The following is a 13,186-nucleotide window of genomic DNA, read 5'->3' on the forward strand; positions in this document are numbered from 1 at the left end:
AATCGTTGGCTCCCTTCTCTTCTTTCACTAGTCCTGTTAAATCCATTCGGTTTACCAGATGAGTACGGAGGAACCCCATGTCAATCCGCCGCCAAAACCAACCATCAGCACCTTGTCCCCTTCTTTCAGGCGGCCGGACTCCTGGGCTTCCACAAGCGCCAGCGGCACGGAAGCGGCCGAGGTGTTGGCATACTTGTCAACATTGATGACGACCTTCTCCTCCGGAAGCTCCAATCGCTCCATGGCCGACTTGATAATCCGGATGTTCGCTTGATGAGGAACGAATAAATCAATATCTTTCTTGTCGATGCCTGCTTTGGATAAGACGGCTTCCGTGGCAGTGCCCATGACCCGCACCGCAAACTTGAACACTTCGCGGCCGTTCATGTAAATGTAGTGTTTGTTGGTGTTAATCGTTTCAGCGGACGCCGGCAATCTCGAGCCGCCTGCCTCGATATACAGATGGGCCCCGCCCGCGCCTTCCGCGCCCAGATCAAACGCCTGGAAGCCGCGGCCTTCCGGCACTTCGCCGACGATCGCCGCTCCGGCGCCGTCACCGAACAGGACGCAGGTGTTGCGGTCGGTATAGTCGGTAATCCGGGACAAGCAGTCCACCCCGATGACCAGGGCGTTGTTGTACATGCCCGTTTTCACGAAGTTGGTGGCAGTGGCCAGGCCGTATACAAATCCCGAGCAGGCCGCGGACAGGTCAAATGCCGCTGCTTTCTTGGCTCCAAGCCGATCCTGGAGCAAACAAGCGGTCGATGGAAAGAACATATCCGGCGTAATGGTCGCCACAATAATCAATTCCAGATCCTCAGCCTGCATGCCGGCGGATTTCAACGCATTCACAGCAGCGTGATAAGCCAAATCCGAAGTCGCTTCGTTCGGCGCGGCAATATGCCGCTCGCGGATTCCCGTCATCGAGACGATCCATTCGTCGCTAGTATCTACCATTTTCTCTAAATCGCTATTGGATAAAATCTTTTCAGGCACGTATTTGCCTGTGCCAATAATACCGACCGGACGCAAATTGTTCATTTCCTCACTCACTTCCCGCTGATTTCATTCGAAATACTCTCTACCAACCGGTTCTGCAGCGCCGTACGCGCTTGACGAACCCCATTCTTGATGGCGTTCGCATCCGACGAACCGTGGCTCTTGACAACCAGGCCGCCCAGACCAAGCAGCGGCGCACCGCCGTGCTCCTTATAATCGAGCGTCGATTTCAAGCTGCGAAGCTCCGGCATCATCAGCGCGGCCGCCATCTTGGTCTTAAGGGACTTGCCGAACTGCTCCTTCAACAGCGAAAAGAGTGCACCGGCTGTTCCTTCAATCGATTTTAACAGAATATTGCCCGAGAACCCGTCGCAAACGAGCACGTCGCAAACGCCGTTCATGACATCGCGCGACTCCACATTGCCAACAAAATGAATAGGCAATTCCTCAAGCAACGGGTATGCGTGCTTCGTCAATTCATTGCCCTTGCCCGGCTCGGTACCGACATTTAACAGCCCGACGCGAGGTTTGGCGATACCGTGCACTTTCTCGCGATACAGGCTGCCCATCAGCGCATACTGCTGTAAATGCTCCGGCTTCGAGTCCATATTCGCTCCGAGGTCCAAGGCGAGCATCCCCTTGCCGTCGAGCGTCGGAATCATAGGGGCCAGCGCGGGGCGCTCAATCCCTTTCATCCTGCCCACGACGAGCAATCCCGTCGTCATGAGCGCTCCCGTGTTGCCCGCCGAGATCATGGCATCCGCTTCGCCTTCCCGAATCATCCGTCCCGCCACGACCATCGACGCATCCTTCTTCCGGCGCACGGCCTTAACGGGCTCATCCTCCGCTTCGATGACTTCGCTCGCATGAACCACCTTCAGATTGGACGGCTTGTCCTTCAGAAGGGCTCCAATCCGGGCCTCATCCCCGACGAGGATGATCTCGGTGTCGCTCCATTCCCGTGCGGCAATCAGCGCGCCGTCGACGTTGCTCTGGGGGGCATTGTCCCCGCCCATCGCATCAACCACAATTCTCATGCCAAATTTCCCCCTTCACTTATGTCATTCTCCTGCAGATCGGTAGATTACGAAATTTCCCTGAAACACCATTTCATCAGCGACATAAGTAAACACTTCCACCTTGGCCTTCCCCTTCTGGCCGGCAATGGACCTGACGTAGGCTTTGGCAATGCATTTCTCGCCGAGGCGCACCTGTCTCAAAAACCGTATATCCGCTGAAGACGTCAAAGCGATTTCTTCATTGATCACGGCAATGGCAAGCGAATTGGCCTGAGCGAACACATAATGTCCGCGGGCAATCCGCGTTTTGCTGAAAACATGTTCCTCACGGATTTCAAATATCGATATTCCGCTCTTGTCCAACTGCAGGTCAACGACATCCCCGATCACCTCTTCAAGCGACAAGGAACGAACCTGGTCATAGGAATGCTCCGCCATCTGCTTCATTCGCTCACGGAGCTCCGGGATGCCCAGTTCCATACGGTCGAGGCGTATCGTTTGAATGCTTACTTTAAGCTGGCGAGTCAACTCGCGGTCCGTAACAAAGGGATTCTCGTCGATCAGCTGAATCAGCCGCTGGTGACGGTCTTTCTTGGATAAACGATCGATGACGAAACAACTCCTTCTGCCGCTATGGTAGCCGCCAATCTTCAAACATACTTATATGTAAATTAGTCGCAAATATTAGAACCTGGTACTAATGTTAAGTATAAATCATGTCACGTTAAAAAGAAAGAGGGACTTGAGACAAAAAAAATAGCACCTCACCAAAGATGAAGTACTACTTATTTAGAAACTATTGTTTGATGATCTCTCTTGCTTTATACGTTCCGCACACTTTACATACGCGATGAGCAAGCTTCAATTCACCACATTGCTCGCATTTCACCATGCCTGGCACAGCCAGCTTAAAATGAGTACGACGCTTGTCACGACGTGTTTTGGACGTTCTACGTTGAGGTACTGCCATGTTCCCACCTCCTTATCAATTCAACCCGCTGAACACGGGTGCCATATCCATCATCATTTAAAGAAGTCCTTCAGTCCGGCTAGCCTAGGATCGATCACTTCCGTATCGCAGTCGCAGGCGCCTTCATTCAGGTCCTTGCCGCAATTCGGGCAGAGTCCCTTGCAGTCGGCTTTGCAAACCGGAGCTAGCGGCAGGTGGAGCAGAAATGCTTCTTCTACATAGGGAGTGAGATCCACACTCTCACCCTGCACGTATGTAGTATCGTCATCCTCATCCTGAACCACAGATTCAGGATCTTCCACCGGCTGGAACACTTCATGAAAAGGGATGTGCACGTGCTCGCTGATCGGCTTCAGGCAGCGGGAGCAATTCATCTCCAGCTCGCCTTCTAATCGTCCGCGAACATCCACCGAACCGGTAACCGACGGAGTTGCTTTCAAATCCACGTCTAATGGCTTAACCGCAACAATATCCTTCCGGTCCTTAATGGCATTGCTTACATCCACGGTTTGATGGAACTGTAACGGTTGATCGCTGGTTGTCAATTTACGAAATTGAATTAGCATATCCATCACTCCAAACAAACAAAGATTATTATACCGATTCCCAGAGAGTTTTGTCAACAGGATAACCCTAACAACCTCTATATTGTTACCCGATATTTCTCTTCATACTACCAGAATTATAACACTCCCGGGAGGGGCGCTTATGGTTGCAGGAACGTCATGCAATTATGTTATATTCTAATCAAGGAGTTGAAACGAATGAAAACGGTTGGCATAGTCGTTGAATATAATCCCTTACATAACGGTCATGTACTGCATTATCGCAGTTCCAAAGAAGTTTCGGAGGCAGATGCCGTCGTCGCGGTGATGAGCGGTCCGTTTCTCCAGCGAGGCGAACCTGCCATCGCTAGCAAGCGCGCTCGGGCGGAAATGGCCCTTGCCATGGGCGTTGACCTGTGCCTCGAGCTGCCGGTAACCTATGCCGTGCAGCCTGCGGAATGGTTCGCGTTCGGTGCGGTAGCCATTCTGGAAGCTACGGGGGTCGTGGATTGCCTTTCCTTCGGATCCGAAAGCGGGACGCTGGAGCAAATCCTGCCGTTGTCCCGTTCGCTCGCAAACGAATCCGGCGAGCTTCGATCCGAAATCGAAAAGCGCCTCCGGGAAGGCATGAACTTCCCATCTGCCTACGGCGCTGCCGCCGCTGTCCTTTTCGGTGAATCCGGTCCTGCAACGGCAACGACAGAGCTGCAAGAGCTGCTCACGCAGCCGAACAACTCCCTGGGGCTGCACTATCTGATCGCACTCCAGCGCCTCGGCAGCCGCATTACGCCCTATACCATTCCAAGAGTAAGCGCACATTACCACGATCCGCTGCCGGGAACGTCATCCATTGCCAGCGCAACCGCCATCCGGAACATTATTCTGTCACAAGGCTTGGAAGCGGCCAGACCCTATATGCCGGAATTCACGTACGACATCATGGAACGGGAAATCAAGAGCGGACTAGCTCCGGTCCATTGGGAGCAGTTTCGCCAGCCGCTGTTCCAAGCCCTGCTCACGCATACACCCGCTGAGCTTGAAAGCTTCCTCGAAGTAACCGAGGGCTTGGAGCATCGTGTTCAGCGCTCGCTATCGCAGCTGGAACAGCCGACGGTTGACGCCCTTCTGGAAGCCTTGAAGACCAAGCGCTATACGCGTACCAAGCTTCAACGCATGCTGATGCACATCATGCTGAATCATGACAAGGCATCGATGAATCGTGAAGAGCTCGCCAAAGGTCCGGGATATATCCGGGTCCTCGGCTTCAGCGAGACGGGGCGTTCGCTGCTGAAACGAATGAAGCGAAGCGCTTCACTCCCCGTCATTCATCAGCCGGCTAAGCTGGAGCATCCTCAGCTGGAGCGTGACCTGGCGGCAGCCGCCGTCTATGCTAACGGGCAACCTAGGCCCCAAATCGGAAACTACTACAGCGATTACCTGCTGCCGCCGCTCACCCCTTAGGCGGCAGCTCCTCCAAATAATCCACGGCATCCTGCAGGTCATCGACCGGGATCAGCTTCATATCCGTTTTAATCCGGTCCGCGCGCTTTTTGGCCTCATCGTAATTTTTTTGAGGCACAAAAAAGATATCGGCTTCCTTCCGGTCGGCAGCCACGATCTTGTGCTTCACGCCGCCAATGGGGCCTACGGCGCCTGATTTATCGATGGTACCCGTTCCGGCTACCCGGTAACCCTTGCTTAAATCCCCTTCGGTAAGCTGATTATAAATCTCAAGGGTGAAGATCAGTCCGGCTGACGGTCCTCCGATGTTGGTATTCGCAAAGTGAATGGTGTGATCGGGATCAGCCGGCTCCACGTTCTGCATCGTGGCAATCATGACGCCTAATCCCGGACGCTCCGCGCCGGTCTTCTCATCCTTTATACTTACAAGCTTCACCTGTTCCTTCACGGTTTTCCCCTTGCGTTCAAGCTCCACGGAAACCTCTTCTCCGATGCTTTTCCCGCTTAACAGGCTGGCAATCTTCTCATTATCCTCTGCAGGCTGACCATCGATCTTGATCAATTTATCGCCAGGCCGAAAATGCTCGGCATTGGCCGAATTCTCGGAGATCGACATCACGAAGACGTAAGCGGGCTCGATGCTGTAATCGATTCCGGCCTCCTGATAAGCGGCTTCCATCGCGGAAGACTGTGAAGAATTCATATAATACACTTGCGTGGCCGCATACTCGTCCTTGCTCTGATCGCCCATTTTTTCGGCCTTCTTCACGACCTCTGCATTAGGATTAAACGCGGACAGCATTAACAAAGCCATATTGGCATAGCTTGCCGACACGGTAGTCATCATGAACGTACCCTCTTCCGCCGGATCGCCCTTCTCGACATTGATCATGGGACGAACCTCTTCGGCACTCCCGGGCTGGTATACAAGATAAGGGGTCGGCATATAAACGACAACGTACAGCATGACCCCGACCAGCAACAAATACAGCGCAATTTTTAAGCCATTCGGTTTTACGGACTTCTTCATGGTTTTCCTTCCCTCCGCCTCATATATCCAGCCTTCCACCAAGTTTGGTCTGACGGTTGTCTCCTCTGCATAAAGTTGTACTAGCCATGTTTACGCCGAAAGGAGATTCCTTATGAATAAAGACAACGCCGTCAAGTCATCCAACGGACTGTGGAACACCATTCTTCTCGGTGCCGCCGCGTTCCTGCTTGTACTGGCCGTCGTCAGCGCGCCCGAACCCGCCTTCCAAGCCACCCTGCAAGCACTCAAGCTGTGGTGGAATATCGTATTTCCATCTTTGCTGCCTTTTCTCGTGCTGGTTGAAATACTCATCGCTTACGGCTGGGCCCACGGGGTTGGCGTACTGCTGGACCCTATGATGAAAAAAATATTCAAACTCCCCGGTACTGGCGGCTGGGTTCTTATAACAGGAATGACAGCCGGGTTCCCGGCAGGCGCTCAGGCCGCGGCCGGCATGCATAAACAAGGCGAGCTCCGTGCCGTTGACGCCGGCAGGCTTGCCGCTTTGGCCCATTTTTGCAATCCGATGACCATCCTCGTTGTCATCGGAACCGGCCTGCTGCATAAACCGGAAGCCGGTTATCTGCTGCTGATCGTCCACTGGATATCCGGCCTGCTGGCCGCATGGACATTCAGTCTATTCAGCAAATCGCCCTCTGCAGAAGCCGGGAAGCAGGGCGCACCCGTCGATAATGACCGGATGAACGAATGGGCGAAGCGTCCGATTCTTCGACGGGCAGCCTCCGCCGCGCTGGACGCCCATCGACGGGATGGGCGAAGCTTCGGCAAACTCCTTGGCGAATCCGTTACCCGTTCGGTGCAGACCTTAATGATGACGGGCGGCTTTATCTTGTTCTTCGCCGTTCTTACTAGAGTATTGACCGGCCAGCTGCTGCCCCAGCTTCCATCCTATCTTGTGCCAGGGATATTGGAAGCCCATCTGGCCGCCCAATCGATCAGCTCCTCGGTGTTTCAAGCAGGGGCTCTGCAGCTGGCAGTCCTGTCCGCCGCACTGGCATGGAGCGGAATCAGCGCCCATCTGCAAAGCCTGTCGCTGATGCGGGAAGCCGGTCTCTCCTGGCGTTACTTTATGGCAAAGCGATTCCTGCATTCGATACTCGCCTTTGTCATTACATTGGCCATATGGAAACCGGTCAGCACCCTTTCCGCTGGCATCGTGCCGGCATTCCGAACGGAACCGATCGATCATGCCGATACGGAACAATTCTTCAATTTTTGGAGCGGACTGCCTTCTTTCCTGCAGGTTCAAGGCATGATCTGCTTGTTATTAATAGCGGCTTTCTGGCTGTGCTCCCGTTTTATCGGGCGTGATCCCCGCTGAATTTGCGGCGCAACGCCGCATCGACCTCGGGGCTGACCAAATCAGTAGTGTCGCCGTTAAAATGCGCGATTTCCTTCACAAGACTGGAACTCAAGAACGAATATTTCGGATGCGTCATCATAAAGATGGTCTCCGCATCCGGATTCAGCTTATGGTTGGTGGATGCCAGCTGAAGCTCATATTCAAAGTCGGTCACGGTCCGGATCCCGCGTACGATGACCTGGGCGTTCTTCTGACGGATATAGTTCGCCAAAAGGTCGCGGAAGCTGTCGATTTCCACATTCGGCAGATGCGCGGTCGCCTGTCTCAGAAGGTCCTTACGCTCGTCCACCGTGAAGAGCGGGTTCTTGCTTAAATTATTGAGAACGGCCACGATCAGCAGATCAAACTGCTTCGAAGCACGTGTGATGATGTCCATGTGTCCCATGGTGACCGGATCAAAACTTCCCGGGTATACGGCAACGCGGTATGTACTAGTATTCTCATTTGTCATCGTGTAATTCCTCCTCATCAAGCTCCGTCGCTTGATCTTGCGCTGTGTCATAACGGTATATCGATATGGCGGTTTCGCCGTATTTCGCGGTTCGGATACAATGAAAATCGCCAAATTCCTCAGCATAATTGTAACTTGATTCGTATTCCAATACCACCAAGGCTGAATCCTGCAGCAGCCCTCGCTCGGCCATATCCAGCATCAGTTCATCGCCGTTCTTGAACCTGTACGGCGGGTCCAAGAAGACCAGATCGAAGCCATAGCCTCGCTTTTCAAGCGCTTTAAGCGCCCGTGCCGCATCGTTGCGATATACCTCTGCGCTTTCCTCAAGCCGGGCCGCTTTCAAATTATCCTTGATCGTGCTAATGCTTTTCGGTTCCACATCAACAAAAACAGCACGATCCATCCCCCGGCTTAACGCCTCAATGCCAAGGCCTCCCGTGCCTGCGAACAGGTCAAGCGCGATTCCTCCCTCAAAGTAAGGGCCGATCATACTGAATATGGATTCTTTCACTTTATCCGTCGTCGGACGGGTGCTTGTACCCGGCACGCTTTTGAGCGGCCGGCCTTTTGCACTTCCGGATACTACTCTCACTGCTTCATTCACCCGTTTCATTATCTATAAATTAGATGCCCAGACAACGCCATGGACAGTGATTATCGTAACACAATCATCCCATATATGAAAAATGAAACGTAACAGCTCCCAACTTTTTTTCAGAGCAAGGTATATTTCTGCACCAGCCGGGCATCCTTGAAATATCGACATCAATGAATGTCGTAGACAACCGCGGAGAAGACTTACGTTTCCCCATAAGCTCTTCGTCCGGTTTCTCCTCTCCCATGAGGGAGTCACTTCGGTGGCTCCCGAACAAAAGCCCTGTAATATCAACATTCTGTTACGGGGCTTTTGTTCTTTTTTTTATGTTCAGCCGCCAACCAAGTTGAGTGGCATTGTGTCATGTCAATCTGTTCCTTCCAGTCAGACGATGCACTTACCTGTGTAAAAAGCATAACCAATCCCTCTCAGCGAACGTTCTAACAATAAAGGGCATGGTGGGGGGAACACGTGATGAACCTGTTTTTATATGCAGGATTGGCTTGCCTGGCGATTGCAGGGCTTCTATCCGGAGCGTTTATTACTACGGATTACCAACAAAGAGACTACTTCTTTACTGAACCCCAGGACGACCGCGCATCCAGGGAGAAAGTATCCATGTGGTTCTTACTAGCGGGTTTCGTATTTCTTGCGGTCGCCGGTATTGTGTATTTGTTCCGCTAAGTTGACATTGTGAACATTTACTGCACTCTCAGTAAAGGCACAGAAGCATCTGTCTCTAGGGGAGGTTCTGATTCATGAATTTTTTTGTTAGCCATGATGATACAGGAGTAGAACGAACGAAAATGAAATATGCCTTGATCGCTTTAATCTCGGTTCTTACGTTCAGGAAACTCGCCAAAATCGAAACGTTGAAGAATGATTTATATGCGGCTCTATTGCTGTTGAAGGGAACTGATCTTACTTAATCTGGTTTCTGCCACCTATATTCCCCTCCGTAGCTCCCTTAACTAAACACCATTAGGTCGAGACAGTTCATCGAACTATCGCGAATTCAACCGGACAAGACGTCCCCGGATATCGGTGGGCGTTTTTTTGTTCCTTTTTAATCAACGCTCCCCTAAATCTTGCAGGAATAACGCCTATTTTGTCGAAAACAATGAGGTTGTTTGAAAATTATTCCTATTTGTACAGTGAAGAGAGGTCATGTAAGTGAAAAGAACGTTGTATGTTCTCCTGTTGTTCAGCATGCTGGCAGGGCTTGGTTTTGCGGGGACGACGCAAGACATCGCTTCTGCCGACGGGGCCGAGCTCCGGATCCAAGACATTGCCGGAAGAAACACCTATCTGATGAGCGACGGCTCCATGTGGTCCCTGATTGACGGGCGCCACGCCATTCGAACACCAGGTAACGTCGCAGCCATCAGCGGTTATGAATACGGCGGCATCGGCATGACGCAGGAGGGCCGCTTAGTAGAGTGGGACATCGGCAAGGGGCCCCAGGTCGTTCCGGGAACAAGCGGCGTGAAGCAGATAGCCGGTTCCTACTGGCTGAAGTCGGACGGTACCGTATGGGCCGGCGATGAAAAAGCGAAGAACCTCAGCGGCATATCGCTGATCTCCAATGCGGATCAGGAATTCGCTGCATTATCCTCCAATGGAGAGCTGCTGCTCCAGGATAACTACAAAAAGGGGCAGTTCAAAAAGCTCGGGATCGTGGAAAACCCGGCAGCCGTCAAATCCATGACGGTACACAGCGGACGCGTTGCCCTGCTGCATGACAACGGCGACGTTGTCGTGTACGAAACGTCCAACTTCGACGATAACGGGCGGATCATACCGGTTACCGTGGCCCAGAATGCAGCTCATATCGTCTATGCATCGAGTGAGCCGACGGATCTTCTCATTGTAACGCTCCAGGACGGAAGCGTATGGACTACCGGCGAGTATAAAGACCGCTGGAAACTCAAAGAGCAGATTACCGGACTTAGCGGGATCGTAAAAACATCCATCTATGGGGATGCAAAGGATTTGTCGGAAGGCTTTTATGCGCAGCGGAGTGATGGGAGCTGGGTACATCATAAGGAGGGACAGAATAAGAACATCGATGTACCGGTAGTCAAGAATTTGTCCGTTGCCATATCCGTTGCGACGCCTTATGTAGGAGAATCGCTGGAAGTGAGCATCCAGGAAACCTATACGAACGGGGCGAAAATCAAGGTACCGGTTAAAGACGCCGTCATCGATATCGAGAAGCCGTATTTGTTGAGTATGCAGAAGAATGGGATGCTGAAATCTGCCGGCGTTGGCAAAACGCAGATTACGGTAACCTCCGGAGGCCAGTCCAAATCGGTGACGGTATCGTCCAGCCTGCGCAACAATTTGAAATATGCAAAACAGGTCAACGGCAACGTCATGGTACCGGCTAAATCCGTCATCCAGGCACTGGGCGGCACCTACTCGGCTAAAAACGGAAGCGTGGAGGCGAAGTTCGGCCAGACCCTGCTTTCGTTCAAAGCAGGCAGCAACCAGGCCAAGCTGAATGAAAGCACCATCCGACTCAAAGCCGCACCCGTGAACGACAAGGGCGAGCTGCTCATTCCGGCCTCCGTGTTATCCGATGCTCTGGGAGCTAAAACCACCTGGGATGCCAAGTGGAAGCAAGCGCAAATCTCCCTCGGCGCGGATGCGGCCATGACCGTCGTCTCCAACGAAACGGCTGGATTGATCAAAAAAGCGATGCAGGGCAATTTGGTTAAGTATATCGGCCGAACGTATTGGGTGAACGAATTCGAAGATTTGGAACGCTTCTCGAAATTGACCGTTACCGACATTTTGCCTGACGACAAGGGCGAATTCAACGTAATCTTCAAATCGGCAACGGGGAAAACTATAAAAAGTTATCCCATGCGGTCTTCGGAAGTGACGCAGCTGTTTGCGGACCGTTCCTCGTTACTAACTTACGATCCCTATAAAAAACACAAATGGTCCGCTTCCGTCTGGAAGCAGATCAAAGCCGGGCAGGTTTCCCTCGGCATGACGAAAGAGCAGGTACAGCTTTCATGGGGGAACCCGGCTGCCAAAGACATTACCTCCGGCGGCGGAAAAACCATTGAAACTTGGGGGTACTCCAATTTCAATATCGTATCTTTCGTAAACGGGAAAGCCATATTGATCATGATGTAGCATGAAGGAGACACAAATTAATAAAGCTCGTTATTCATAAAAAAGACCGTCCTAAGAAGCAGCAATGCCTCTTAGGGACGGTCTTTCCTTGTGACTGCTCGTGGTGCCTGGTATTCACTTATTGATTCATTGGTTTTGTTCGCTCAAAAGATGGATTAGATAAATGCGCGAGTAATGATCACCAACAAGATGAACAATACCAAAATAGCACCTACAGAAGAGCCATATCCATAGCCGCCGCCGTAGCCTTCTCCTACTCCGCTCACAACAATCCCTCCTTTTTTGAACATACCACATGTTATGTCGTTTCCGCTAAAATGAACTGGGCTGCCGCCTGTTCGCGATAAGAATAGTGAACCCGCCCAAATGCGCGCATCTGCGGGTATCTATACGCCGATGTTCCATGATTCCCATATGAAAGAGGCGTGGTGGAACCGTCGTTCAACCACGCCTCACTATAATTACTGTATTTTCTGCAGCTGTGGAACCTGTACTTTCTCATTCCGTTCGTTGTCATGGTCTGGATGCACGATTCGTCTGCGGCGATCGACCAAGCCTTCTTCTCCCAGCTCCCGATATTTGCGCATCCACACTTTCAGCCGTCCGATGTCTGATATTTGTAAGGCGGATGCCACTTCTTTCTTCGTCATGCCTTCCAGCCGCATGGCGACTGCCTTTTTCTTTGTTTCGAAACTGTAATGATGGAATGTCTGTCCCTTTTTCGCCATGATTATCACCTCTTTACTACCTATATCGGTTATCACCTGGCTACTTTCAATACCTGCGACCTATTCCGACATGCGCATCCTTTTAAGGTCTATAGAACCGACTGCATTTCCCCCTAAATAAATCCATGATATGGTATAATTTGGGCTAATACATTACAAGGAAATAGAGGGATTTATTTGTTTAAACTCATTGTTTTCGGATTTTTGTTTTACATTTTCGGCAATCCGATAACGGCGATTCTAGTGCTGCTTCTTATCGTGTACGTGCTGGATCGCCGTTTTGTCGGGGTATTTCCCAGTGTGACGAAGCCGTTCAAGCGTGCAAGGGCTATATCCAAGCTGCGCAGACAGATTGCGGTCAGCCCCAGCGACGTATCATCCCGGCACGAGCTTGCCCGATTGCTGCTGGAGCGTCGCAAGTATGGAGAGGCCCTAAAGCTCCTGGAAACCATGGAATCCAGTTTAGAGGATTCCGCCGAATTCTGGGACGATATCGGAAGCGCGCGTCTGCATACCGGCAGCATCGCTCAGGGAGAGGCGGATATCGTCCGGGCCCTTCAAATCAATCCGAGGGTCAAATATGGCCGGCCTTACCTTAGGCTTGCCGAGGCGTTTCGGGATTCGGATCGTGAGAAGGCACTCCACTATTTGGAGCAGTTCCATGCCATCCACTCTTCCTCCAGCGAAGCCTTTTATTTGCTGGGGTATATGTATCAATCGCTGGGAAGGACCGAAGATGCCAAGAAATCCTATCAGGAATCGATGGACGTGTATCGCTCGCTGCCCAAATACAAAAAACGGCAGGAACGCAAATGGGCGGTTCGAAGTTGGTTCAGGAACTTATTCTAAGCGTT

16 protein-coding genes are annotated in these 13,186 nt (G+C 51.9%); 6 read left to right on the forward strand and 10 right to left on the reverse strand.

Annotation, left to right across the window (positions count from 1 at the left end; all coding sequences use genetic code 11):
• Positions 1-51 precede the first annotated feature (51 nt).
• The 5 genes from P0X86_RS21595 to P0X86_RS21615 all read right to left on the reverse strand — a co-directional run bounded on the left by P0X86_RS21595 (position 52) and on the right by P0X86_RS21615 (position 3,554).
• Positions 52-1,041 carry a beta-ketoacyl-ACP synthase III gene (locus P0X86_RS21595; RefSeq protein ID WP_009594985.1) on the reverse strand — a complete coding sequence of 330 codons (990 nt, stop codon included), beginning with the start codon at positions 1,039-1,041 and terminating at the stop codon, positions 52-54.
• Between the two features lie 8 nt (positions 1,042-1,049).
• Positions 1,050-2,036, reverse strand: a complete 987-nt coding sequence (gene plsX / locus P0X86_RS21600) for a phosphate acyltransferase PlsX (RefSeq protein ID WP_015736372.1) — start codon at positions 2,034-2,036, stop codon at positions 1,050-1,052.
• 24 nt (positions 2,037-2,060) lie between these two features.
• Entirely contained in the window at positions 2,061-2,672 is a 612-nt protein-coding gene (gene fapR, locus P0X86_RS21605; RefSeq protein WP_015736373.1) for a transcription factor FapR, read from the reverse strand.
• A gap of 142 nt (positions 2,673-2,814) precedes the next feature.
• The gene (gene rpmF, locus P0X86_RS21610) at positions 2,815-2,988 is read right to left on the reverse strand and encodes a 50S ribosomal protein L32 (protein ID WP_006211382.1); all 174 of its coding nucleotides are present in this window, start codon (positions 2,986-2,988) and stop codon (positions 2,815-2,817) included.
• Positions 2,989-3,041: 53 nt separating this feature from the next.
• On the reverse strand, positions 3,042-3,554 hold the full coding sequence (locus P0X86_RS21615) for a YceD family protein (protein WP_096776724.1): 513 nt from the start codon (positions 3,552-3,554) through the stop codon (positions 3,042-3,044).
• 198 nt (positions 3,555-3,752) lie between these two features.
• Here P0X86_RS21615 and P0X86_RS21620 point away from each other — a divergent pair, with 198 nt between their 5' ends.
• Positions 3,753-4,994, forward strand: coding sequence for a nucleotidyltransferase (locus tag P0X86_RS21620; protein WP_277746411.1), 1,242 nt, complete (start codon positions 3,753-3,755; stop codon positions 4,992-4,994).
• Here the strand turns inward: P0X86_RS21620 and P0X86_RS21625 are convergent.
• Entirely contained in the window at positions 4,984-6,024 is a 1,041-nt protein-coding gene (locus P0X86_RS21625; RefSeq protein ID WP_036673913.1) for a SepM family pheromone-processing serine protease, read from the reverse strand. The genes P0X86_RS21620 and P0X86_RS21625 overlap by 11 nt on opposite strands.
• A 112-nt stretch (positions 6,025-6,136) precedes the next feature.
• Here P0X86_RS21625 and P0X86_RS21630 point away from each other — a divergent pair, with 112 nt between their 5' ends.
• Positions 6,137-7,366, forward strand: coding sequence for a nucleoside recognition domain-containing protein (locus P0X86_RS21630; RefSeq protein WP_192571251.1), 1,230 nt, complete (start codon positions 6,137-6,139; stop codon positions 7,364-7,366).
• Here the strand turns inward: P0X86_RS21630 and coaD are convergent.
• Together coaD and rsmD are read right to left on the reverse strand one after the other, a co-directional pair.
• Positions 7,344-7,859 carry a pantetheine-phosphate adenylyltransferase gene (gene coaD, locus P0X86_RS21635; protein ID WP_009595333.1) on the reverse strand — a complete coding sequence of 172 codons (516 nt, stop codon included), beginning with the start codon at positions 7,857-7,859 and terminating at the stop codon, positions 7,344-7,346. The genes P0X86_RS21630 and coaD overlap by 23 nt on opposite strands.
• Complete coding sequence (rsmD, locus tag P0X86_RS21640) at positions 7,849-8,454, reverse strand: 16S rRNA (guanine(966)-N(2))-methyltransferase RsmD (RefSeq protein ID WP_096776727.1); 606 nt, start codon at positions 8,452-8,454, stop codon at positions 7,849-7,851. Before rsmD ends, coaD begins: the two co-directional genes overlap by 11 nt.
• Before the next feature lie 477 nt (positions 8,455-8,931).
• On the opposite strand from rsmD, the gene P0X86_RS21645 reads away from it, so the two are divergent.
• The 3 genes from P0X86_RS21645 (at position 8,932) to P0X86_RS21655 (ending at position 11,604) form a co-directional block, all read left to right on the forward strand.
• Positions 8,932-9,141 carry a DUF5316 family protein gene (locus P0X86_RS21645; RefSeq protein WP_277746412.1) on the forward strand — a complete coding sequence of 70 codons (210 nt, stop codon included), beginning with the start codon at positions 8,932-8,934 and terminating at the stop codon, positions 9,139-9,141.
• Between the two features lie 74 nt (positions 9,142-9,215).
• Positions 9,216-9,386, forward strand: coding sequence for a hypothetical protein (locus tag P0X86_RS21650; protein WP_213579214.1), 171 nt, complete (start codon positions 9,216-9,218; stop codon positions 9,384-9,386).
• Positions 9,387-9,630: 244 nt separating this feature from the next.
• Positions 9,631-11,604 carry a stalk domain-containing protein gene (locus P0X86_RS21655; protein WP_277746413.1) on the forward strand — a complete coding sequence of 658 codons (1,974 nt, stop codon included), beginning with the start codon at positions 9,631-9,633 and terminating at the stop codon, positions 11,602-11,604.
• Positions 11,605-11,759: 155 nt separating this feature from the next.
• Here P0X86_RS21655 and P0X86_RS21660 read toward each other — a convergent pair whose 3' ends face one another.
• The gene (locus tag P0X86_RS21660; protein WP_015736381.1) at positions 11,760-11,870 is read right to left on the reverse strand and encodes a hypothetical protein; all 111 of its coding nucleotides are present in this window, start codon (positions 11,868-11,870) and stop codon (positions 11,760-11,762) included.
• Between the two features lie 195 nt (positions 11,871-12,065).
• A complete protein-coding gene (locus tag P0X86_RS21665; RefSeq protein WP_015736382.1) occupies positions 12,066-12,332 on the reverse strand; it encodes a helix-turn-helix domain-containing protein in 267 nt (88 codons plus the stop codon).
• A 177-nt stretch (positions 12,333-12,509) separates the two neighbouring features.
• Between P0X86_RS21665 and P0X86_RS21670 the strand changes: the two genes are divergently transcribed.
• Entirely contained in the window at positions 12,510-13,181 is a 672-nt protein-coding gene (locus tag P0X86_RS21670) for a tetratricopeptide repeat protein (RefSeq protein WP_213579216.1), read from the forward strand.
• Positions 13,182-13,186 lie beyond the last annotated feature (5 nt).

The organism is Paenibacillus sp. BR1-192, assembly GCF_029542445.1.
GTDB lineage: Bacteria > Bacillota > Bacilli > Paenibacillales > Paenibacillaceae > Paenibacillus_AQ > Paenibacillus_AQ lautus_A.